We start from the raw sequence: 22211 nt of genomic DNA, 5'->3' as shown, positions 1-22211 counted from the left end.
GCGGGGCGCACAGGGCCTCTGATCGGGGCCACCCAGCGGCGCGCTGGTGTGATGATGGGCCTCCCGTCGAACCCAGTCCCACGCAAAAGGCCTCCCGCCTCAGTCAGAGCGACCGAGGCGGGAGGCCTTTGGGTACCAAGTGTTGCTGCGGGCAGCGAGCGCTACGCCAGCTTGTTCACCGGCGAATCGGGCGCACCCGACGTCACCAGCGAAGCGGCGTTCTGTGCTTGGATGCGCACGTACTCGATCTCGGTGCGCGCCGAGAAGTACGCGATGTGCGGGGTGAGCACGACATCCTTGCGTCCCACGAGCGGATGGGAGGCCGAGGGCGGCTCCTCCTCCAGCACGTCGAGCGCAGCCGCCGAGAGGTGGCCCGAGTCGAGCGCAGCCGCGAGGGCCGCGCTATCGATGAGGCCGCCGCGCGACACGTTCACGATGACCGAGCCCGCAGGCATGCCCGCGATGAACTCAGCGTTGACCATGTTGGCGGTCGCGGGGAACAGCGGCAGGTGTAGCGTCAGCACGTTGGCCTGCGCCTGCACCTCCTCAAGCGTCGCCCGGGTCACGCCGGCCGCAGCGAGGTCAGCCTGCACCTCAGGGGTGTCGGGGAGCATCGGATCATAGCCGAGGATGCGACCGAACAAGGGACCGGCGAGGCGAATGAACTCGCGGCCGATCTTGCCGAGCCCAACGACGCCGAGCGTCAGTTCGCTCATGCGCGGTGGTGCCACGGGGGCGCGATCGTTCCAGGTCGCAGGCTTGGCCGACTCCAGGTAGAAGTCGAGCTGGCGCACGGCGTGGAGCGTGAGCGCGAGCGCGTGGGTGGCGACCTCTTCAGTCGCGGCCCCCGGCACATTGGTTACCCACACACCGTGCTCGGTGGCGGCATCGATGTCGACGTAGTCAAAGCCCATCGACATCAGCGCGATGATCTTGAGCTCGGGCAGTGCCTCGATGATCTCGCGGGTGACCGAGGCGTACCCCGGCAGGAGCACGGTCGCACCCTGCGCGCCAGCAATAATCTCCTGCGCATCGCGCGTGTTCAGCACCCGCACCTCGAAGCCGGCGGCCTCGAGTAGGGCAACGCCCGGCGTGATGTCGGTGTCGTCGGCGTCGGTGTACACCGCGAGCGGCTTCACGGCGCTCATGCGGCGGCCTCCGATGCGTCGAACGTTGCCTGGTCGATGTGGATCAACTGCAGGCCACCACCGGCAACCGCGGCGGTGACCGCGGCAGCCAGCTCGGCCGTATTCGCCGCACGCTGGCCGTTACCGCCGAACGCGGTCGCGACCGCGGCCCAATCGGGCTGCACGAGGTCGACGCCCACGGGCGCGATCTCGGCGTCAAGCTCGTTCTGCTTGATCTCGGCGTAACCACCGTTGTCCACCACGATCACAGTGACGTCGAGCTTCTGCTCGATGACGGTGATGAACTCGTTCATCGAGAACATCAGCGCACCGTCTCCGGTCACGGTGAACGCGGGGCGATCCGGAGCGGCAATACGCGCACCGAGGGCCGAGGGCAGACCGTAACCCAGGGTCGCGTACGTCGCCATGTAGGGCGTCGAGTTGGGCGTCGAAACGCGCAGCGTGTTGAGCAGACCCCAGTACGCGATCTGCGACGAATCGGTCGAGACGATCGCGTTCTCGGGCAGCGCGGCAGCGATGGCCTCGGCCAGCAAGGTGTTCGTGGCCGACAGCTCGAACGACTCTGCGCGCACGGCGGCGCGGGTCGCCTCGACGCTTGCGGCCGCAGCCGTCGCGTCGCGGGGAGCCAGCTCGCTTGCGGCGAGCTCGGCATCGATCGCGGCGAGCGTCGCCCGAGCCTCGCCCACAATGCCCACGTCCGCACGCTGGTTCTTGCCCAGCTGAGTCTCGAGCAGGTCGATCCGGATCACAGTGCCCCGCGCCTCGAGCGCCTCAACCCACAGCTCGGCCTCGCCCAGCTTCGAGCCGACAACGAGCAGCACGTCAGCGTTCTGTGCGCGCTCGCGGGCCGCGGCCAGGCGCAGTGCCGAGCCGATGGCGAGCGGATGACGCTCGTCAAGCACACCCTTCGCGTTGAGCGTCGACACGACGGGCGCCTGCAGGCGTTCAGCAACCGCACGCAGCTCGGCAGCTGCCTGGCGTGAGCCGCCACCCGCGAGGATGACGGGATCCTTGGCGCTAGCGAGCAGCTTGGCGGCCTCGGCGACGAGCGCCTGATCCGGCGCAGCGATCGCGGCAAACTCGCGCGGGGCGATCACCTCGGCCGCAATGTCGGCCTCCTCTTCGAGGAGGTCGAGCGGCACTTCGATGTAGACCGGGCGGGGGCGCGTGGTCGCGAACAGCTCAAACGCGTCGTGCACGGCCTGCACCGCCTCTTCAGCGGTCTGCACCCGGCGGCCCCACTCGACGATGGCAGCCGCGGCAGCGAGCTGGTCCTTCGTCTCGTGCAGCGTGCCCTTGTCGGCGAACTCGGCGCCGCGGGCGGGGCCGGGAGCCAGAATGATCATCGGGCGCGACTCGCAGTACGAAGTACCCGCGGCCGAGAGCGCGTTGAGCAGGCCGGGGCCGCTCGTCGTGATCACGACGCCGGGCTTACCCGTCTGCAATGACCAACCGTCGGAGCCGTAGCCCGCGCCCTGCTCGTGGCGCGTGGTCACGGGGCGAATGCCGAGCGCCGACAGCGGCCGGTAGAACTCGAGATTGTGCGTGCCGGGGATGCCGAAGATGGCGTCCACTCCGTACCCCGCGATGGTCTCCATCACGAGCCAACCGGTGGTGACCTTCTTTATGCTTTCGGTGATCTGCGTCATGACCTACGCTCCTTCAGCGGCGAACCGCTTCGTGCCGTCAACCCAGGTCTCGAGGACCGGGATCTGCGAAATTTCTGCGCCGTCGATCTCAAGCGGATTGCCCGCGAGCACGACGAAGTCGGCGCGCTTACCAGCCTCGAGCGAGCCGAGCTCGTTCTCACGGCCGATCGATACGGCACCCTCAAGGGTGTGCCCCTTGAGGGCCTCCGCTGCGCTAATGCGCAGCGAGTCGGGGCCGAGCTTGTGCCCGCGGCGAGTGACGCGGGTGACCGCGGCCTGGATCGCCTCGAGCGGGCGGGGCTCCGCGACGGGGGCGTCAGACGAAATCGTGACGGCCACGCCAGCCTCGAGGAACTCGCCGAGCGGGTTGAATCGCTCACCGGGGGTGCCGATCGCCTGCTCGACGCCCTCACCCCAGTTGTAGTAGTGCTGCGTCTGGTTGACCGGGCGGATGCCGAGCTTGGCCATGCGCGTGATCTCTTCTGCTGCGGGAAGGCCACAGTGCTCGATGCGGTGGCGTGCGTCTGCATCGGGGCGTTCCTCGAGCGCCGCTTCAATCGCATCGACGACCATCTTGATGGCGACGGGCGACTGTGCGTGGGTCGCGGTCTGCAGCCCAGCAGCGTGAGCCTTGCGCACGAGCTCGGTGTATTCGGCAGGCTCGTGGTACAGCTGACCCTTGCGGCAGGGATCCTCGGCGTAGCCCTCGGGGAAGTAGGCGGTCCAGCCACCCAGCGTGCCGTCGGCGTACAGCTTGATGCCAGCTGCCGAGAGGAACGCGTTGCCGAACGGGCCCGTGATGCCGAGGTCGATGACCTGGTCGAGCAGGTGCGACAGGAAGTAGGCCGAGACACGCATGTTGAGCGCTCCGCGGTTCGCCATCTCCAGGTAAGCCGCCATCTCGCGCTGTGACACCTGGGCGTCGCCGATTGCGGTGACGCCGCCGGCGAGGAACTCGCGCTGCACGAGGTCGAGCTGGCGCTGGTGCTCGGCGGGCTCGTCACCGAGGTGGAAGTTGGGGCCGTGGTGGCCGATCTTCACACCGTGCAAGCCGGTGAGCACGTTGCACGCCGCGTCAGACAGCTCGCCCGTGAGCTCGCCTTCGGCGTCGCGGAAGAACTCGCCACCCTCGGGGTTGGGGGTGTCCTTCGTGATGCCGTACTTGTCGAGCGTGAAGGTGTTCACGACGCCGCCGTGACCCGACGCGTTCATGATGTACACCTCGCGGTCGTTCGCGATCTCGTCGAGCTCGAACCGGGTGGGGTGGCGGCGCTCTTCGAGGTTGCGCTGCTCGTAGCCATAGCCACGCACGGGCACGCCCGCGGGCAGCTTCTTGGCGCCCTCGCGCATGAGCTCCACGATCTCGGGGATAGAAGCCGCGTGGGCCGGGTTGACGTCAACCCAGGTGAGCAGCTGCCCGTACATGAGGGGGTGAGCGTGCGCATCGATAAACCCGGGCACAATCGTGGCGCCGGGGTAGTCGGCACGCACCGGCTCCACACCAGCGGCTGCCGCGGCTGCTTCAACGTCGGCGAGCGTGCCGATTGCGAGGATCTTGCCGCCAGCGGTGAACATCGCCTCGGCCGTCGGGTTCTCGGCATCGACCGTGAGGATCTGTGCCGCGGTGACGATCGTGGGCTGCGAGTCGCGTGCGTCGTAGGTTGCGAGCGTGCGCATTACTTGGTTCCTCCGTTGGTATCAATGTGGGTGGTGTCAAGGCGGGCCTTGAAAGATTTGGTGACGGGTGCCATGTCAGAGTGCTGCGGCGCGAACTTGACGCCGATGAAGGCCGCCACAGTGAGCACGCCGAAGAACGCAACGACCGACCAGAAGTTGCCGCCGGTGACGACGAGCAGCGTCGAAGCGATGACGGGCGAGAGGCCGCCCCAGACTGCAGCGCCGACACCGTACGACAGCGACATCGAGGTGTAGCGGCCCTGCGGGCGGAACATCTGCGCCATGAGCGTGGACAGCGGAGCCCATGCGCCGCTGAGGGTCACGCGGATCAGGATCACGAAGACCCAGATCAGGGCGACGTTCTTGGCCTGGATCGACATCACGAGCGGAATCATGACGAGGAAGGACGGGATGATGCCGAGGTACATGACCATCTTGGAGCCGATCTTGTCACCGAGGGCCGCGATGGGCAGGGTGACGATCATCTCGACCAGTGAGGCGACGGTCATGGCGCCGAGCAGGATCATCGGGTCGAGACCGATCTCAGGGGTGTCCGCGTAGTTCTGCACGAACGTGGTCGCGAGCACGTAGCCGCCCGACGACATCGCGATGATCAGGAAGCCCATGAGAATGGGGAACCAGTTGTTCTTGAGCGAGAAGAGGAGGGGGCTGGACTGTTCCTGGCCCTCGACCTTGGCCTCGAAGACCGGGGTCTCCTCGACCTTGAAGCGAACCCAGAAACCCACACCGATCAGCACGATGCTGAACAGGAACGGCAGGCGCCAGCCCCAGTCGAGCATGAACTCGGTGCCGAACGAACCGAGGATCAGGAACGCGCCGGTCGCCATGAGGGCACCCAGCGGGTTGCCGACCTGGGTGAAGCCACCGTAGAAGTTCTTCCACTTCGCGGGAGCGCTCTCAACGGCCATGAGGCTTGCGCCACCCCACTCGCCACCCACGGCGAGACCCTGCACCATGCGGCAGAGAATGAGCAGGACCGGAGCCCACATGCCGATCGTGCCGTAGCTGGGCAGCAGGCCCACGAGGGTGGTCGCGATGCCCATCAGGATCAGCGTGATCGTCAGCGCGGGCTTGCGGCCGAGCTTGTCGCCCATGTGGCCGAAGATGATTCCGCCGAGCGGACGCATAAAGAACGCAACCGCGTACGTGCCAAATGAGGCGAGGGTTGCGAGTGCCGGATCAAGATCCGCGGGGAAGAACACGTGCGGGAAGATGATCGCTGCTGCGGTCGCGTAGATGTAGAAGTCGTACCACTCGATCGAGGTGCCGACCAAGGCAGCAAAGCCGCCGCGAAGCGCGCGTTTGTGCGTACGCTCCGGGACTGGCGCTGTTGTTGAGGACATGTAAAGCTCCTTCGCTTCAAAGAGAGGCGCGTCACACGATGTTTCCGTGTGCGCGAACGTCTGCGACTCTATGCCGCCCCAACACTTCCGTCCACCTCATTTACTTCGTAGGATCACTCGGCTACGCTCGTTATGCGTGCGAGAGCACGCACTTAACCAAGAACTTGTCCCGAACACGTTGCCTGTCTTCAGATTTGCCTGTACAGTCACGCATTCCGGCCTATTTGGCGCGGTTCAGCGACCTCCGCGGTGCGGGCACACGAAATGGAATCTACATGGAACATGCACCACGCACGTCGTCCATCCCGTCACGCGCAAGCGCTTCCTTCGACGAAATTGATGCGGCGCTCATTCACGCGCTGCAGATCAATGGACGCGCGACCATCCACGAGTTGTCCAGCGTGCTGGGTATCTCCCGGGACTCCACCTCGGCGCGACTCCAGCGGCTCCTCAATGAAGAGGGCGTGCGCGTCGTCGCCGCGATTGACCCGCACTTTGCGGGGCACCACGTACTCACTAACTCAACGGTCCAGGTCGACGGCCCCGTTGAACCGGTCGCCAATCGCATCGCCGACATTCCGAACGCGGTGTTCGTGTCGATGACGAGCGGCCCGCTGCCCCTGGTCTTCGAATCCCGACAACACGACGAGGATGAGCTTCACCGGGTGCTCGATCAAGTGCGCGCCATTCCCGGAGTGCGCAGCGTCAACGTGTCTCGCTACACCGAGATCATGACGGGATTCTTCGTCTCGTCTCGTCGCGAACCCACTGCGATCGACGCGTTGGACACCGAGCTCATCGAGCTGCTGCAACGCGACGGCAGGCTCAGCTTTCGCACGCTGGCCGACTCGATTCACTTGTCCCCCACCGCGGTGCGGGCACGCATCAACAAGCTGGTCGATTCGGGGGCCGTGCGAATCTCGGCGATCACCTCGGGCCAGCTCGGCAGATCACGCCGAGCAATTGGCCTGGGCATCAACGCCCGAGGCGATTCCACCGAGATCCGTGAGTACCTGCTCAGCGCGAGCGATGTGAACTTCGCTGCCCGTGCCTACGGCCGGTTCGACTTCATTGCCACGATAGAGGGGCCCGACACGGCTCAGCTGTTGGCCGTCGTCGAGGGGCTGCGCGCGTTAGAAAGCGTCAGCGCAGTGGACACCTGGGCCCACTTCAACATCGTGAAAGAGAACTACGAGCGCGCGATTACGCACAAACGCGAACCGTAAAAGGCGCGATCCTCAGCCGCCGAGAGCGCGCTGCACGCGACTCAACGAGATGTTCTCGTGCAACAGCACGCCCGTGCTGGTGCGCTGCTCGAAGTGGTATCCCATGCGCCCCTGGCACAGCATGCCAATGAGGTAGGGCTCGCTCGGCGCCCACATGATCCACGTGGGCTGACCATCGGCATTGGTACCCAAGTAGGTGAACTCAATGTCGCGGTTGCCGATGCGCTGCACGCTCGGCGAAAGGGTCTCCCGAGAGAGGGCAACACCGCCGCTCCCCGTCTGCTGCATCTCACTCATGGCTCGATCCTAGCGAATCAAGAGGGTTGCAGCCTAGAGGCATCCCGGCGCGCCTTGCTGCAGGCGGCCTGGTCACGACAGGTTATGCCGTGACCAGGTTCACTATGCTCCGGCGAAAAACGCGCCGATCACACGGGCCAGACCGTGCAGATCGTCGACGTGCGCGAGCTCGCGAGCGGAGTGCATCGACAGCAGCGGCACCCCCACGTCGACCGTGCGAATACCCAGCCGGGTCGCCGTCAGTGGCCCGATCGTCGACCCGCAGGGCACCGTATTGTTCGACACGAAGGGCTGCGTCGCGACGCCCGCGGCATCACACGCGCTCTGCCAGAGGGCGGCGCCGTGGGCGTCGCTCGCATAGCGCTGGTTCGCATTAATCTTCAGCATCGGTCCGCGCCCTGCGAGCGGACGCACCCGCGGGTCGTGCTTCTCGGGGTAGTTCGGGTGTACCGAGTGCCCCGCGTCTGCTGAAATGCACCACGAGGCAGAGTTTGCCCGCGCGGTGTCTTCAACGGTCGAGCCTAGCCCTGCGCGCAACCGATCGAGCACCTCGGCGAGAAACGGCCCGCTTGCGCCCGATCGCGTGTCTGACCCGAGTTCTTCGTGGTCGAACGCGGCCAGCATCGAGATAGTGCCCGGGGCGGGCTCCTGCTCGATCAGCGCCACGAGGCCGGCGAAGGTCGAACTCAGATTGTCCATGCGCGCCGACGCCAGGAACTCACCCTTGGCACCAATGCGCGCCGCGGGCTGAGTGTCGAAGAGCCGCACGTCCGTGCCGACGATGTCGCTCGCGGCAACATCGCTGCCAATCGAATCAGCCAGGAGCTCGAACACCGAGACCCCCGCCCCGGTCGCCAGCACAGGCTGAGTGTGCCGCTGGCGATCGAGCGCGAGCCCGGTATTGGCCTCGCGGTCGAGATGAATCGCGAGCTGGGGGATGCGCGCCACAGCGCCCGTACACACAAGGTGCTCGGCACCGTCGCGTGTTACGACGCGGCCCGCAAACCCGAGGTCGCGGTCGAGCCAAGAGTTCAGCAGTGGCCCGCCGTACACCTCGACACCGGCCTGTGCCCAGCCGTCAGCCGTGAAGTCGGGCTGCGGCTTGAGCATAAAGCCAGGCGAGTCGGTGTGAGCCCCGAGAATACGAACGGGGCTCGTCGGCACGACGCCCGATCCGGCACGCCAGGCAATGATCGCGCCGTCACGCACCACAAACCCGCGCTCCCCATCGGTGACTGAAGCCCAGGCTGCGGTCTCATCGTGGGCAACGAAGCCCGCGGCGAACAGCATCGCGGCCCCGGCCCGCGCCGCGTGGTAAGAGCTGGGAGCGTCTGCGACGTACGCGCCCATTGCGTCAATGTACGCGCCCTGGTCGTGCAGCAGATCGGTCATGGGCTACTCGGCGCTCGCGTCTGTGTCGGTGCCCTCAGCGGCCTCGGGTGCCTCGAACGCGGCAGCGAACTCGGCGAGCAGACGCGCACCGAAACCGGTTGAGCCGACCGAACGCCACAGATCGTCGCTCTCGGACTGCATGGTGCCCGCGATGTCGAGGTGGCCCCAGGGCGTGCCGTCAACGAACTCGTTGAGGAACAGTGCCGCGAGGATCACGCCGCCATACGAGCCGCCGATGTTCGACATGTCGGCGACGTTTGACTTGAGCTGCTCGCGGTAGCGGTGATCGAGCGGCAGGCGCCAGATGTTTTCGTCGCTCGCCTCGGCCGCGGCTTCGAGCTGCGCGGCAATCTGGTCGTTGTTCGCGAGCATGCCCGCGGTGCGGGTGCCGAGCGCCCCCATGACCGCGCCCGTGAGGGTCGCAATGTCGACGATGGCGTCGGGGCGCTGACCCGAGACCGAGGTGTCCTCGGTGGCGAGCACGAGGCCGTCAGCCATCACGAGGCGACCCTCAGCGTCGGTGTTCTTGACCTCGACGGTCTTGCCGCCACGCATCGTGAGCACGTCACCGAGCTTCATCGCGCTACCCGAGGGCATGTTGTCGGTGCACATGAGCCAGCCGGTGACAGCGCTCTGCACGCCGAGCTCAGCGAAGGACGTCATTGCGGCGAACACGGCACCCGCGCCCATCATGTCGAACTTCATGGCAGCGTGCATCGCGTTCGAGGGCTTCAGGCTGATGCCACCCGAGTCATACATGATGCCCTTACCGATGAGCGCGAGGTGGCCCTCGGGGTCGGCGGGGCGGTACGAGATCTTGATCATGCGCGGCTCTTCGATGCTGCCTGCGTTGACGCCGAGCAGGCCGCCGAGGCCCATCTCTTCAATCTGGGCCAGGTCGAAGACCTCGACGTCCAGGCCAAACTCGGGGGCGACCTGCTCCACGACCTCGGCGAACTTGTCGGCGTTCAGGTGACGCGGCGGGGTGTTCGCGACGTCGCGAGCGATCGATGCGGTACGTGCGAGCACGAGTCCACGCGCGACACCTTGCTCGGCTTCCTCGATGAACTCGGTGGGCACCTGCAGCGAGAGCTCCTCGAGCGGGGCGGTGATGGGCTCGCTCTTCAGCGCGTCATAGCGGTAGCGTGCGAGGGCAGCACCCTCGATCGCGGCCTGCACGGCCACGCCCGCATCCCAGTCACCCTCGGCGATCAGCTCGCTGAGGTCAACCGACAGGTGGCCGATCTCGCGGGCGGCGCGCGTGAAGGCGGCAACTGCGTCGCGCAGTTCGGCGTCGGTCTCGATACCGTTCTTGCCGGTGCCGACGAGCACGGTCAGGGGGCTGCCGGGCAGCACCAGCGTCTGCTTGGAGCCAGCCTTGAACCCCGCGGCGGCGAGCGCGTCGCGATCGAGCGTGCCGACGGCTGCGGGCAGGTCGCCCTCGGCGGGCACGAAAACCGCCTGTGCGCCGGGGCCTGTGGCGGGCTCTGTGGTCAGGCTCACGCGCGTAGCGTGCGAGAGGGAGGGGACGGGATCGAAGGCAGAATCAATCTGGACGCTCATGGCTCCACCCTATCGCCGCGGTCTCGCGCGAGGCCTGTCTGTTCGCGCCCGGCTCACAGGGGCCCCAGGATCAGGCGGCGGCGAGCGCGGCGACGGGCGAGATCCGGATCGCGCGCTGCGCCGGGACTACCGCGGCGCCGATGGCGAGCAGCACCCCGAACCCGGCGACGCCAGCAACGATCGGCAGCGGAATTGACGGTGCCGCGAGGCCCAGGCTCGCACCGAAGAGCGATTGCGCTGCGATCCACCCGTACAACACGCCCAGCACGAGCCCCAGTCCCAGGGACGCGACCACCATCTGCACACTCTCGGCAATCACCATGCGTCGCACCTGCCCGCTCGTGAAGCCGAGGGCGCGCAGCAGCCCGAGTTCGCGGGTGCGCTGCAGCACGCTGAGCGAGAGCGTGTTGACGAGCCCGATCGCGGCGATGATCGCGGAGAACCCGACCAGCCCCACGAGCACTCCCGTCGTGATCGCCATGGTCTGGTTGAGTACCTCGATGTCTTGCTGCGCGGCCCCGAAGGCCTGCAGCGCCATGTCCTTGTAGCTCTCGAGCGCGACGGCGAACATGGTGACGAGGGTCACGCCGATGACGAGGCCAATCGTTGAACGGGCGCTACGCTCGGGGAACCGCACGGCGTTACCCGCGGCGATCGATCCCACCGGGCCTCGGCCCAATAGGCGGCCGGTGAGCTTCAGCAGCGGTGGCATCACAAAGTGGGCTCCGATGGCGATACCGGTGAAGGAGAACAGGCCGCCAAAGAATGAAACGAGGATCGCGAGGGGCGATCCCAGGCTGAGCAGCAGTCCGAGGGCAAGCAGCACCGCACCGCCCGCCAGAAACAGGATCGAGATCACTGTGCGGCCGGTGCGTCCCTTCGCCTGCTCGGGAGTGAGTTCGACCGCCGCACCGGTGGCGGCGATCGGCGAGACGGCGCCGACGCGGCGCGATCCGGCCCAGGCGGCCACCCAGGTCGTGAGCGCGACAGTGGCGACGGCACCGATCACGAGGGGATCAAACAGCGGGTAGTCGCGGCCCGCGGGCAAGATTGCGGGCCCGCCACCCCAGGCCCCCGTCCCCCACTGAATCGCGCCCGCCACCAGGCCGGTCGCGAGGATCAGCCCGATGACGGAACCGATGGTCCCCATGAGCAGCCCCTCGGCCGCCACCCGTGTGCGAACGCGCGCGGAGGTGGCCCCCACGAGCCGTAGCAGCGCGATCGTGCGGGTGCGACCCGCAATGATCGTCGCAAACGTGTTCGCGGTCACGATCGCGCCGACGTACAGCGCAATCATGATGAAGATCGCCGACACGATGAGCAGGGTCGCCTTGAAGGTGGCCGATTCTTCGGCCAGGGCCGGATCAATGGCCGCGGTCATGAGGCCGGTCGTGAGAATCAGCGTGACCGCGAAGAGCGAGCTCAGCGCCGTGACGATGATGGTGGCGGCGTGCTCTCTGAGCGTGGATCCAGTGTTCACGCGTTCACCGCCCGAGTGCCGTTGCCGCTCTGCGTACCGTGGTGCTCGAGCCCCAGCATGGTCGCCGAGATGTCGGCGGCCGTCATCGCGCCGCGGTCGGACACGATCTGCCCGTCCGCGAGAAACAGGATGCGGTCGGCGTAGCTCGCTGCCACGGGGTCGTGGGTGACCATCGCGATGCTCTGCCCGGTCTCGGTGGCTGCCGAGCGCAGCAGCTGCAGCACGTCGCGGCCGGTGCGGGAGTCGAGGGCGCCGGTCGGCTCGTCGGCAAAGATGACGTCGGGGCGGGTGGCGAGCGCGCGGGCAATCGCCACCCGCTGCTGCTGGCCGCCCGAGAGCTGATGCGGCCGGTGGCCGAGTCGCTCACGCAGCCCGAGCGCGTCAATCAGCGCCTCGATGCGGGCGCGCTCGCTCGCGTCGGGCTTGCGGCCATCGAGCTCAAACGGGAGTCGCAGATTGCCCATCACGTCGAGCGTGGGCACGAGGTTGAACGACTGAAACACGGACCCGATCCGGCGCCGGCGCAGCTTGGTGAGTTCAGCGTCGCCCAGGCGTGTGATCTCGTCGTTCCCCAGCCACACTTGCCCTTCACTTGCGGTGTCGAGACCCGCCATGACGTGCATCAGCGTCGATTTGCCCGACCCCGAGGGCCCCATGATCGCGGTGAACTGCCCGCGGCCGATGCCGATCGAGACGCCATCGAGCGCGGTGACCTTTTGTGGGCCTGTGCCGAAGTGCTTGCTGAGGTGCGTGACGCGTGCGACCACACCGATGTCGCTTGACTGAATGTTCATGATTCCAGGCTAGAAATCTCAGGGGCCTCTCGCATCGGCCCGGGGTGCCAGCCTGGTGGCACCCCGGTACCGCACTCATTCAGGCCCCGGGCCTAGACCGAGTGCTACGCCGGGGCGAGCACACCCTCCGCGTCATACTGAAAAAGGCCGTCCACCATGGTCGCGCGCACCTCAATATTCTTGATGCGCTCAGGGGCGACTCCGGCGATCTCGTCAGACAGCACCACCAGGTCGGCCAGGTTCCCTCGCACAAGCATGCCCTTGTAGTGCTCCTCGTGCACGGCGTAGGCCGAACCGTGCGTGTAGGCCCGCAACGCCTGCCCGGGAGTCAGTGCTTCTCTCAACCCCACCGGGTTCCCTCGTTCAGAACGCCGGTTCACCATGTCGTGCAGACTCGGCAGCGGCTCTCCGGTGACGACCGGGGCGTCAGTCGATCCGGGCAGCTCGACTCCCCCGTCTACAAAGCTCCGCATGCGGTACGCGAGCTCCAACCGCTCCGTTCCCAGTGCGGCCTGGAACCCGTCCCCAAGCACGGAGATGAAGCGCCCCTGAGGAACGGGCACGTGACCGCCCGCGATAATTCGTGCCACCTGTTCGTCAGACGCGACCGCGACGTGCTCGATCCGGTGCCGCGTGTTCGCGCGCGGGGCTTCCGCTTGCCCCGCTGCGAATGCGTCGAGCACGACATCGAGTGCCCGGTCGCCGATCGCGTGGGCCGCGATCTGCCAGCCGTTCGTGTGCGCGGCCACGATGTTGGCTTGCAGCGTGTCCTGGTCCTGTTGCAGGTAGCCCGCATTGCGCGGAGCATCTTGGTAGTCGCAGCACATGGCGGCGGTGCGCCCCACGAGCGACCCGTCGCTCAGCACCTTGACCGGGCCGATACGCAGCCACTCATCTCCCAGCCCGCTCCGAATCCCGTGGTCGAGCCCCCAACCATCTCGCCCACCCACCGGACCAAGCCCGTGCATCGCGTCCATGTACGGCATGAGCGTGAGCCGGGTCTTGAGGAGGCCACGGTCGCGAGCCGTCTGAAACGCGTGAATGTCGGCGGGCCCGTAGCCAATCATGCGGCCGCCCACTCCCGGTTCGCTCGCGCTCGTGAGGCCGTTGCGCAGACACCACTGCGAGGCGGCATCCAGGCCTTCGATGAGCTCCTCGTGCTGCAGGGGTCGAAACACGTGCGCGACGAGGTCCATCGCCTGCTCCTGGATCAGCCCGGTAAACCGCCCGCGCTCATCGAAGCCGAGGCTGCCCCCGTCAGGCGCGGTGATGCGTGTCAGATCTGGGTACCCCGCCAGGGCAAACGCGGCAGTGTTGGCGACCGCCATGTGATGCGAACTGTGCTGCAGATAGACGGGCCTGCCGCCCGCGATGCGGTCGAGCACCTCACGATCCGGGTGTTGCCCCAGCTTGTTCTGGTCGTATCCCTGAGCGCGCACCCACGCACCCTCGGGCCGCGTGCCCGCAAACTCCTCAACGCGCTGGTAAAGCACCTCGAGTGTGGGGGCCACCGTGGGTGAGATGTCGAGCTGCGTCATCTCGAGCCCCACCATGGAAAAGTGAAAGTGGGCGTCGTTGAACCCGGGTACGACGGGCGCCCCGCCGAGATCGATGCGGCTGTCGGCGGTGACGCCCTCAAGTTCCTCATCAAACCCGACGATGCGGCCTCCCAGTATTCCCACCCGCTGTGCGCGGGGACGTCCCGGGTCGACCGTGGTGATCCGAGCATTCTCGATGATGGTGTCAATTCGCATGTTGCGCCTCTGTATCTCCTCGTCACCTCGACCGCTATGCGTCGCCGTGCACCTGAGCGCCGCCCACGAAGGTGCGTTCAGCGGTGATCCCAGAGATCGCGGCGGGATCGATCGATCGCGGGTCCTGGTCAAGCACGACGAAGTCAGCGAGGTACCCGGGTTCGATGCGTCCCTTTGTGGCCTCCTCCCCGGTCGCCGTGGCGGAACCGGTGGTGTACACGGCCAGCGCCTCTTCGACCGAGATCGTCTGCGAGCGGCCCACGGCTGCGCCGTCGTCGCCCGTGCGCGTCACCATCGACTGAATCGCGGCGAACGGGGAGAGCGGACTCGCCGGGTAGTCGGTCGAGGCCGCCACCGTAACTCCCGCATCGAGAAACTTGCGGTGCGCGAACATGCGCTCCGTACGCTCGGCGCCGTACCACTGCTCAAGGCGGCCACCATAGAAGCTCGCGTAGCGCGAGAACGGGGTCACGATGAGCCCCAGCCGGGCGATCCGAGCCACGATCTCGTCGTCCACGATGCTGCAGTGCTCGATCCGGTGCCGCACGCGCCCCGGCACCTCGCGCTGCGCACTCTCGTAAGCATCGAGCAGCATCCGGATCGCGGTGTCGCCGTTCGCGTGGATGCCGAGCCGGTTGCCGTCGCCGTGCACCTTCGACACCAGCGCGTAGAGCTCCTCCTCCGAGGAGATCACCATACCGTGATCGTGCGTGCCGCAGAACGGCTCAGAAACGAGGCAGGTTCGGCCACCGATCGCCCCGTCCACAAATGCTTTAACACCCACCACGCGCAGCCATTCATCACCCATGTCGGTGCCGAGTCCGAGGCTGCGGTAGTCGTCATAGCACTCCTGCGCGAGCAGCATGCCCACTCGCACCTGTCGCTGTCCCGCCTGTTTTGCGGCCGTGTGCACGGCGAGCTGCTGCGCCCCCACGAAGGCATCGCAGGTCGAGGTGATGCCCCACGAGCTCCACTCCTGCAGCGCAGCCGTATATGAACTCACGAGGTCGGTGGCCGAGGCCAGCGGAATCGGACGCAGCGGATCCCCTGGCTGGGTGACGTACCGGCCCAGGAGCGCGCGCTCAAACATGCGCCCGTCGAGTCGCCCCGACGCGTCCCGGCCGTAGCTGCCACCGGCGATGTCGGGAGTGCTTTCGTCAACCCCCAGGGCGGTGAGTGCAGCGGTATTGAGCGCCGCCCAGTGTGCAGACGCCTGCCGCACGAGAACGGGGGTGTTCGGGAACGCCGCGTCGAGCTGGTCGCGGTGCACAAGCCCGGTCAGGGAGTCATCGTAGTTCGAGGCGAGCACCCACTCGGTGCCGTTGACGCGCGTCGCGATAAGGGAGATGAGGCTCTCGATGTCGGGGGCGAAGCGGGGCGAGACGTCGAGGTCAAGTCGACCCTGCACCGAATCGGCGAGGTGCGCATGCGCGTCATTCAGGCCCGGGATCACGACGGCCCCGCCGAGATCCACGACCGGGGCCGTAGGGAACCGGTCGCGCAGGTCGGCCAGGTCACCCGTTGCCACGAAACGTCCGTCGGCAACCCCAAACGATTCAATGTCGCGACGGCCCTGCGAGAATGCCGACCCGGCCCGGTAGATCGTGACCTGTTGCTCGAGCATGTTCATTCCTCATCTGTGTAGTCGTCTTGCGTGGTGTGCGGCCCCCACCTCGGGAGCTCCGGGCGCGGGCCCAAGATGGCCCGCGCCCCGCTGATCCGGATCAGTGCTCGCTCTCACCGAGCATCCTGGCCGCTAGGCTTCGACGCCCGCAGGTTCCTGATCCGGCACTGCAATGGTGTTGGTAAAAGCGGCTTCGTTCTTGCGAATGTACTTTGCGAGCGCGATGACGCTCGCGAGCGTAATCGCGATGAGGAGACCGTGGTAGCCGGCGACGCCCCACACCTGCCCCCCCCGAAGGCGTTCAGGAGCGACTGCGCGACGAGCGGGGTCGCTCCGCCGACGATGGTGGCGGATACCTGGTACGCGATCGACAGACCGGAGTAACGCACCTGGGGCGGGAAAGCGCTGGCCAGGAACCCGGCGAGCACCGCGAAGTATGAGGCCCCGAACATGGTCGAGAGGGCGAGGCCGATCGTGATGAGCACCGGATCGCCCGTGACGATCAGCAGGTACGTGGGTATCGTCGTAATGAGGTTGGCCGTGAGCACCCAGACCATGAGCTTCGCCATGCCGATCTTGTGGGCAATCAACGCCGCGGCCGGTTGCACGATGAACTGCAGGATCGCGATCACTAGAAGTACATTGAGCATCACCGTGCGATCCACGCCCAGCTCGGTGGTGGTCCAGGCCAGTGTGAACGTGTTGTTGAAGTAGGCGGCGGCGATACCGATCGCACTCGCACCCATGCCGAGGAAAATCGCGACGGGTGCCACGCGGAAGACCTCAACGAGCGGGGACTTCACCACGCGAGCGCTCTTTTTCATCTGCGTAAACGCTTCGGTCTCTTCGAGCGAGATACGAATCACGAGGGCGACGATGACGAGGATTCCCGAGAATAGGAACGGAACTCGCCAGCCCCACGACAGGAACTGGTCGTCAGGAAGTGAACCGACCGCGAGGAAGATTAGGGTGGCCAAGATCGATCCCGCGGGCGATCCCTGCTGCACCCAGCTGCCCGCGATGCCGCGGCGCTTCTTCGGGGCGTTCTCCGTCGCCATCGCGACCGCCCCGCCCCATTCGCCGCCGAGGCCAAGGCCTTGAAAGGCGCGGAGCACGACGAGCATGACGGGCGCCCACACGCCGATCGTGGCATACCCGGGCAGCACGCCAATCAGCGTGGTTGCCACGCCCATGATCAGCAGCGTGGCGACGAGAGTGCCCTTGCGTCCGAGTTTGTCCCCCAAATGACCAAAGATGAGCCCACCGATCGGGCGCGCGATGAATCCAACCCAGAACGTAGCGAACGAAGCGAGCAGGCCCACCGCCGGGCTGGCCTCGGGGAAGAACACCGGCCCAAAGGCGAGGGCGGCTGCTGTGCCAAAGATGAAGAAGTCGTACCATTCGATCGCGGTTCCGACGAACGTGGCGATTCCTGTACGAATCTCAATAGATCTGGCAGTCCGTGTCTTCGTCGACATCGAGTCTCCTGTGCTGATTAAGGGCACGGCCTCGGTGCCGCGCATGTCTCATTCTCAGCACCGGCATTGGATACCGTCAAATGATACTTTCTGTGGTTTAGTATGCAAAACATGCATGACTCGATGGATCTCAAACTACTCGGCGGGTTTCTCGCGGTCGTCGACCACGGCTCCATCACTGCCGCCGCCGAACACATCAGACTCAGCCAGCCGGCACTTTCCCGCCAGGTTGGCGAGCTTGAGCGACGCCTCGAGATTCGGCTATTTGATCGCGCACACACGAGCCTGCGGCTCACGTCGGCTGGGCGCCAGTTCATCCCGCTCGCGCGCGACCTGGTGGCCCGCGCCGAGTCCCTGCATCGCACTGCCCGGCGCATCGCCCTGGGAGAGTCGCCCCAGTTTCGCATCGCCTGCCCATCGGCCACCGTGCGTGGCGTCGTCGCCCCGTTCGTGGCCGGGACGGGTGCCCCCATCTTTGACACGAAGCTCGACATCGCCGACCGAGTGTACGCCCACGTGCTCAACCGTGAGGTGGATTTTGCGATCAACACGATGCCTCCGCCCGTGGGGCTCAGATCTGAACTCGTCGGCAGCGCGCCGCTGTGGGCGTACTTTGCGCCAGACCACCCGCTGGGCGACCAAGACCACCTGACCGTCGAGGACCTCGTACACGATCCGCTCATCGTGCTCGCCTCGGGCACCGGCCTCCGACAGGTCATCGATGACGCACTCTGGCCCGTGCGCAATCGCGTCACGATCGCGGCCGAGCCCGTGTCTTCCGACCTCGCGATCGCAATGGCCGCGTCGGGGCGCGGCATCTGTCTCGATCTGCTACCCACATCGTTCAGGCTCACCCGGCGCCCCCTGCTGGGGGCCGACGGAGCGCGCATCACAATGCCGCTCTATGCGGCGTGGCAGCCCGAGCATTTTGCGTCTAAGGAGATCGCGCAGCTCACCTCGACACTGACGGAGTGGATGGCCGAGCACCACGGGCCGCAGCCCGCACGACACTAGGACCCCGCAGGACCCGATCACACCAGGGGCTCCGCGGGCGACCCTGGGGCTCCGTTTGCGTGGAGCATTGGGCGACCGCGCAATCAATGCCACACCAGCGGGAATAGATGCGCACGCATGCAGGTTGCATTCGTCATGAGAGCATTCGGATTCCTTTCCTTCGGGCACTACGGTCCTGTACCCGGGTCGCGCGTACCCACCGCCGGCGACATGCTGCGCCAGACCATCGAGCTCGCCGAGGGCGCCGATGAAATCGGCGTGAACGGCGCCTACGTGCGCGTGCACCACTTCGCGCGCCAGGCTGCCTCACCGATTCCATTGCTGACCGCCATGGCGGCACGCACCCAGCGCATCGAGGTGGGCACGGGCGTGATTGACATGCGCTACGAAAACCCGCTGTATCTTGCTGAGGAGGCAGCGGCGCTCGACGAAATTTCGATGAACCGGATCGCGCTCGGCATCAGCCGGGGATCACCCGAGCCTGCGATTCGCGGCTGGGAGAACTTCGGCTACACCGGATCGACCGATCCTCGCGGCGCCGACATTGCGCGGGAGAAGTTTGACCTGTTTCTGCGCGCGATCGACGGCGAGGGCATTGCCGAGGCCGACCCCCGTATGGGGCCCGCAGGCAAGCTCGCGGTCGAGCCCTACTCCCCCGGTCTGCGCGACCGGATCTGGTGGGGAGCGGGGTCTTCGGAAAGCGCGGTGGACGCGGGCCGCAAGGGGCTCAACCTCATGAGCTCAACGCTGCTCACTGAATCGACCGGCGAGCCCCTCGATGTGCTGCAGCGTCGGCAGATTGAGGTGTTTCGCGAGGCGTACCGGGAAGCGGGCCACACCCGCCCGCCGCGCGTTTCGGTGAGCCGCAGCGTGTTCCCCATCATGAACGCCACCGATGAGGCGTACTTCGGGCTGCGCGACAGCCAGGATCAGATCGGTGTGATCGATGGGATGCGCTCAACCTTCGGCAAGACCTATGCTGACGAGCCGGATCGGCTGATCGAGCAGTTGCTCGCGGACGAGGCGGTTATGGCCGCAGACACGTTGATGCTCACGATTCCGAACCAACTGGGGCCGGAGTACAACCTGCACGTCCTCGAGTCGTTCGCGAAGCATGTAGCGCCCGCGCTCGGGTGGAAGCCGAACACCGAGGGGCCCGTTCAGGGCGACGCGGTTTAGCTGCCTGGAGCGGTAGGCATCTGGCACAGGACGCCGGATGCCTCCCGCTTCGGAGTTGTCCAAGCCACTGAAACGTCGGATCACAGGCAGTGCTACCCTGTGCGCATGATGATGCGCCGCTTGCAGAGCCTGGGCCTGGTTATCGGGCCACTCATCTTCGCGCTGTCGCCACTCTTCTGGATTGACGGACATTACGGCGTGATCGGCGGGCTTCTCATCGCCACAGCCACCGTACCCTGGGTGTTTGGCCTGATCGGGGAATACAACGCACTCAGCCTCCGGCTTCCCGTTCTGTCGGGGCTCTGGCTGCTGCTGGTCCTCATTGGCATGTTTGGCACGGTCGTGTTCGGACTCCAGGGGGTGTTCGAGGCCATCTTTGGCGTCACTGAGTGGCGCTCCCTTGCCACGTTCGAGGTCTACCCGCTCCCTGTCGCCGTCGTTCTCACCCTGGCTGGGCCTGTCTTTCCTGCCGCACTGCTCTTCTTGGGAGCGATGCATTGGCGTACCGGGCTCACGCCGCGCTGGAGTGCGGCGCTTCTGGTGCTCGCCGCCGTCGCTTTTCCTATCGCCCGGATCACTCGTTCGACCCCTGTCGCATTCATCGCCGATCTCGTCATGCTCGCGGCCTTCTGTGCGGTCGCATGGTTCTCGTGGCACCGAACGAGCGCGCCATCCGCCTAGCGGTTCACTCACTGCCAGACCAGGGCGAGTAAGCCCATGCCTCACCGGCTGTTCATAGCTTCGTACCGTGAGGAGTACGCGGCAGCGACACTATCGCTCTTTATGGATTCTGTGACTCAGACGTCCGCGGCCGACTACATCCCAGAACAGGTGCAGGCGTGGGCCCGGCCTGCGGAGCGGGATCTCGATTAGTGGCAGCTCGCAATGAGCACCCGAAACAGTTTCGTCGCGGTTCTTGACGGCGAGGTTGCCGAGTTCTCAGACGGTGCGCCAGACGGCTACATCGACATGCTGTTCGTGTCACCGCGCTTCCAGCGCCAAAGCACCGGGTATCGTCTGCTGCGGGTTTCGGACCGAACAGGTTCAGCACCTACGCCTGGCCGGTGTGACCCTCACAGACTTCCGAAAGAGCAAGCCACTGCGGTAGCCCCGCATGCGGAGGCACGAGGCGGCAAGTATTCGACACAGAGACCCAACACTCCATTCGAACGACACTTTCTAATCGCTGCCTTCACCCGGCTCTGCATTAGCGAATTCAATGCAACACCAGTACTTTGTTGAGCACTGGCTATAGCTGACGCTTTCGTAATTCTCAGGGGGCAGATCGATGCGTTTTCACCGGTTCAAGGCGGTTGCCGCGGTAACCATGATGTGTACGGTCGGAGCGCTGACGCTCACCGGCTGCGGCATCATTCCTGGCTTCGGGCCCACGCAAGAGCCCGCTGGCTCTCGTGTGAGCAGTAAGTCCGAGAAGCCGAAGCCGGTCGAGGAAGCTGAGCCCGCCGAGGAGGCCGAGCCCGTCGGGAAGGAAGCTGCTCCCGCGCCCGTCGAACTCGTGCTTCCCACGGCATGTGACGCCATGAACTCGACAGCGTTCGATGAGGCCGCCGCAGCCATCGCGAACCTCAATCTTTCAGTCCCCATTCAGGCCGCAGGCCCCGAGATATTTGAAAACACTGCAGGTGCGGTGGCGAAAGACACCTTGGCGAAGTCGATCCGTGTCGAAAGTTGCTACTACCCGGTGCACTTCCACAACGCGGTCACCCAGTACGTCGCCGAGGTTCCCACCGCTGACCAGGCCACGCTCATCGCGGCGCTGCGCGACGACCCAACGATCACCGAGAAGTCCTCTGGACGCGTGCTGCACTTCGCCTTCGATCAGCTCAAGGAAGGCCCCAACGGGTCGACGATGAGCACCCAGGTGAACTACATGTTCGCGGGAGACGTCTGGATCGCGGTGTTCGACAATGGCGAGCTCGACTACGCCCCCGCAGCCATCGACGGCCTGCTCGCGGCAAACCCAACGCTGTAACGCACCGGGCGGCAACGCGCCTGCGGGCGTATGGGGCCCGGCTGCGGGCGGATCCGGATCAAACCCCGGATCACGCCCGCAGCGCACACCTACATCGCGCGGTACTGCGCGCTCATGGCCGGGAAGTAGTGCTCGAAGCTGGGCTCCTCGGTGTCTTCGGTCGCGGCAACCAGCAGGTCGAGGTAGTACTCCCACCCCGGGCCCACCTCGCCGATCTCGACGCGCTCTGTGAGCAGATGCGTGAAGATCAGCAGTGTGTCGTCGGGGCCCTCGTCCTGGAGCTCGAACCCGATCTCCCAGTCTGCGCCTTCGTCGAGCACGTGCAACACGAGCCTGTTGGGTGCCTCACACGCTCGAATCCCAACGCGCAGCGCGGGCTCGTTGGATTCGAAGCGCATGAGTACTCGCACGCTCCCGCCAGGCTGGGCATCGCCCTCCCATGGGCCAAACCAGCGCTCCGTGAGCTCGGATTCCGTGAGAAACGCCCACGCCTCGTCGATCGGCAGGGCAAGTGAGCGCGCCAGTTTCAGATACTGTCGCCCTTCACCGGATATGACGCGTCCGCTAGCTTCCACTTCG

Annotated in this window: 18 protein-coding genes; 5 read left to right on the top strand and 13 right to left on the bottom strand. The window is 66.0% G+C overall.

The annotated features are described in order from the left end of the window. Positions 1 to 161: 161 nt before the first annotated feature. The 4 genes from C795_RS0108390 to C795_RS0108375 are packed head-to-tail and all read right to left on the bottom strand — an operon-like array spanning position 162 to position 5838. Positions 162 to 1148 (bottom strand): C-terminal binding protein, encoded by a 987-nt coding sequence (locus C795_RS0108390; protein WP_017793311.1) that lies wholly within the window; start codon positions 1146 to 1148, stop codon positions 162 to 164. After that, positions 1145 to 2797 (bottom strand): thiamine pyrophosphate-binding protein, encoded by a 1653-nt coding sequence (locus C795_RS0108385; protein WP_017793310.1) that lies wholly within the window; start codon positions 2795 to 2797, stop codon positions 1145 to 1147. The genes C795_RS0108390 and C795_RS0108385 overlap by 4 nt, the downstream gene beginning before the upstream one ends. A gap of 3 nt (positions 2798 to 2800) precedes the next feature. After that, on the bottom strand, positions 2801 to 4474 hold the full coding sequence (locus C795_RS0108380) for an amidohydrolase (protein WP_017793309.1): 1674 nt from the start codon (positions 4472 to 4474) through the stop codon (positions 2801 to 2803). Beyond that, a complete protein-coding gene (locus C795_RS0108375; RefSeq protein ID WP_017793308.1) occupies positions 4474 to 5838 on the bottom strand; it encodes an MFS transporter in 1365 nt (454 codons plus the stop codon). Before C795_RS0108375 ends, C795_RS0108380 begins: the two co-directional genes overlap by 1 nt. 275 nt (positions 5839 to 6113) lie before the next feature. On the opposite strand from C795_RS0108375, the gene C795_RS0108370 reads away from it, so the two are divergent. Next, entirely contained in the window at positions 6114 to 7064 is a 951-nt protein-coding gene (locus tag C795_RS0108370; RefSeq protein WP_017793307.1) for an Lrp/AsnC family transcriptional regulator, read from the top strand. A gap of 12 nt (positions 7065 to 7076) precedes the next feature. Here the strand turns inward: C795_RS0108370 and C795_RS0108365 are convergent, their stop codons facing one another. The 8 genes from C795_RS0108365 to C795_RS16300 form a co-directional block, all read right to left on the bottom strand. Continuing rightward, entirely contained in the window at positions 7077 to 7361 is a 285-nt protein-coding gene (locus tag C795_RS0108365) for a hypothetical protein (protein ID WP_017793306.1), read from the bottom strand. A gap of 102 nt (positions 7362 to 7463) precedes the next feature. Then, on the bottom strand, positions 7464 to 8753 hold the full coding sequence (locus C795_RS0108360; RefSeq protein ID WP_017793305.1) for a M18 family aminopeptidase: 1290 nt from the start codon (positions 8751 to 8753) through the stop codon (positions 7464 to 7466). A gap of 3 nt (positions 8754 to 8756) precedes the next feature. Further along, positions 8757 to 10316, bottom strand: coding sequence for a leucyl aminopeptidase family protein (locus C795_RS0108355; protein ID WP_017793304.1), 1560 nt, complete (start codon positions 10314 to 10316; stop codon positions 8757 to 8759). Between the two features lie 70 nt (positions 10317 to 10386). After that, complete coding sequence (locus C795_RS0108350) at positions 10387 to 11796, bottom strand: ABC transporter permease (protein ID WP_017793303.1); 1410 nt, start codon at positions 11794 to 11796, stop codon at positions 10387 to 10389. Continuing rightward, positions 11793 to 12590, bottom strand: coding sequence for an ABC transporter ATP-binding protein (locus C795_RS0108345; protein ID WP_017793302.1), 798 nt, complete (start codon positions 12588 to 12590; stop codon positions 11793 to 11795). The genes C795_RS0108350 and C795_RS0108345 overlap by 4 nt, the downstream gene beginning before the upstream one ends. A 104-nt stretch (positions 12591 to 12694) precedes the next feature. Next, positions 12695 to 14344 (bottom strand): amidohydrolase, encoded by a 1650-nt coding sequence (locus tag C795_RS0108340; RefSeq protein ID WP_017793301.1) that lies wholly within the window; start codon positions 14342 to 14344, stop codon positions 12695 to 12697. 34 nt (positions 14345 to 14378) lie between these two features. Further along, positions 14379 to 15968 (bottom strand): amidohydrolase, encoded by a 1590-nt coding sequence (locus tag C795_RS15605; protein ID WP_198008451.1) that lies wholly within the window; start codon positions 15966 to 15968, stop codon positions 14379 to 14381. 113 nt (positions 15969 to 16081) lie between these two features. Then, the gene (locus C795_RS16300; protein WP_198008450.1) at positions 16082 to 17446 is read right to left on the bottom strand and encodes an MFS transporter; all 1365 of its coding nucleotides are present in this window, start codon (positions 17444 to 17446) and stop codon (positions 16082 to 16084) included. Positions 17447 to 17557: 111 nt separating this feature from the next. On the opposite strand from C795_RS16300, the gene C795_RS0108325 reads away from it, so the two are divergent. The 4 genes from C795_RS0108325 (at position 17558) to C795_RS0108305 (ending at position 21632) form a co-directional block, all read left to right on the top strand. Further along, positions 17558 to 18460: a LysR family transcriptional regulator gene (locus C795_RS0108325; protein WP_198008449.1), complete on the top strand. Its 903-nt coding sequence runs from the start codon at positions 17558 to 17560 to the stop codon at positions 18458 to 18460. Positions 18461 to 18595: 135 nt separating this feature from the next. After that, on the top strand, positions 18596 to 19639 hold the full coding sequence (locus C795_RS0108320) for an LLM class flavin-dependent oxidoreductase (RefSeq protein WP_026139549.1): 1044 nt from the start codon (positions 18596 to 18598) through the stop codon (positions 19637 to 19639). Positions 19640 to 19744: 105 nt separating this feature from the next. Then, positions 19745 to 20320 carry a hypothetical protein gene (locus C795_RS0108315; protein ID WP_017793297.1) on the top strand — a complete coding sequence of 192 codons (576 nt, stop codon included), beginning with the start codon at positions 19745 to 19747 and terminating at the stop codon, positions 20318 to 20320. Positions 20321 to 20927: 607 nt separating this feature from the next. Continuing rightward, on the top strand, positions 20928 to 21632 hold the full coding sequence (locus tag C795_RS0108305) for a hypothetical protein (RefSeq protein ID WP_017793295.1): 705 nt from the start codon (positions 20928 to 20930) through the stop codon (positions 21630 to 21632). An 89-nt stretch (positions 21633 to 21721) separates the two neighbouring features. Here the strand turns inward: C795_RS0108305 and C795_RS0108300 are convergent, their stop codons facing one another. Then, entirely contained in the window at positions 21722 to 22207 is a 486-nt protein-coding gene (locus C795_RS0108300; RefSeq protein ID WP_017793294.1) for an SRPBCC family protein, read from the bottom strand. Positions 22208 to 22211: the final 4 nt, after the last annotated feature.

Source organism: Leucobacter salsicius M1-8 (assembly GCF_000350525.1).
Classification (GTDB): Bacteria; Actinomycetota; Actinomycetes; order Actinomycetales; family Microbacteriaceae; genus Leucobacter; species Leucobacter salsicius.
Note: the sequence above shows the minus strand (reverse complement) of the source record. Positions and strands in the feature narration are given on the sequence as shown.

Bases quoted from the DNA above. Each gene is read 5' to 3' on its own strand.
- C795_RS0108390 (WP_017793311.1), bottom strand. From the start codon at position 1,148: ATGAGCGCCGTGAAGCCGCTCGCGGTGTACACCGACGCCGACGACACC.
- C795_RS0108385 (WP_017793310.1), bottom strand. From the start codon at position 2,797: ATGACGCAGATCACCGAAAGCATAAAGAAGGTCACCACCGGTTGGCTC.
- C795_RS0108380 (WP_017793309.1), bottom strand. From the start codon at position 4,474: ATGCGCACGCTCGCAACCTACGACGCACGCGACTCGCAGCCCACGATC.
- C795_RS0108375 (WP_017793308.1), bottom strand. From the start codon at position 5,838: ATGTCCTCAACAACAGCGCCAGTCCCGGAGCGTACGCACAAACGCGCG.
- C795_RS0108370 (WP_017793307.1), top strand. From the start codon at position 6,114: ATGGAACATGCACCACGCACGTCGTCCATCCCGTCACGCGCAAGCGCT.
- C795_RS0108365 (WP_017793306.1), bottom strand. From the start codon at position 7,361: ATGAGTGAGATGCAGCAGACGGGGAGCGGCGGTGTTGCCCTCTCTCGG.
- C795_RS0108360 (WP_017793305.1), bottom strand. From the start codon at position 8,753: ATGACCGATCTGCTGCACGACCAGGGCGCGTACATTGACGCAATGGGC.
- C795_RS0108355 (WP_017793304.1), bottom strand. From the start codon at position 10,316: ATGAGCGTCCAGATTGATTCTGCCTTCGATCCCGTCCCCTCCCTCTCG.
- C795_RS0108345 (WP_017793302.1), bottom strand. From the start codon at position 12,590: ATGAACATTCAGTCAAGCGACATCGGTGTGGTCGCACGCGTCACGCAC.
- C795_RS0108340 (WP_017793301.1), bottom strand. From the start codon at position 14,344: ATGCGAATTGACACCATCATCGAGAATGCTCGGATCACCACGGTCGAC.
- C795_RS15605 (WP_198008451.1), bottom strand. From the start codon at position 15,968: ATGCTCGAGCAACAGGTCACGATCTACCGGGCCGGGTCGGCATTCTCG.
- C795_RS16300 (WP_198008450.1), bottom strand. From the start codon at position 17,446: ATGTCGACGAAGACACGGACTGCCAGATCTATTGAGATTCGTACAGGA.
- C795_RS0108325 (WP_198008449.1), top strand. From the start codon at position 17,558: ATGCATGACTCGATGGATCTCAAACTACTCGGCGGGTTTCTCGCGGTC.
- C795_RS0108320 (WP_026139549.1), top strand. From the start codon at position 18,596: ATGAGAGCATTCGGATTCCTTTCCTTCGGGCACTACGGTCCTGTACCC.
- C795_RS0108315 (WP_017793297.1), top strand. From the start codon at position 19,745: ATGATGATGCGCCGCTTGCAGAGCCTGGGCCTGGTTATCGGGCCACTC.
- C795_RS0108305 (WP_017793295.1), top strand. From the start codon at position 20,928: ATGCGTTTTCACCGGTTCAAGGCGGTTGCCGCGGTAACCATGATGTGT.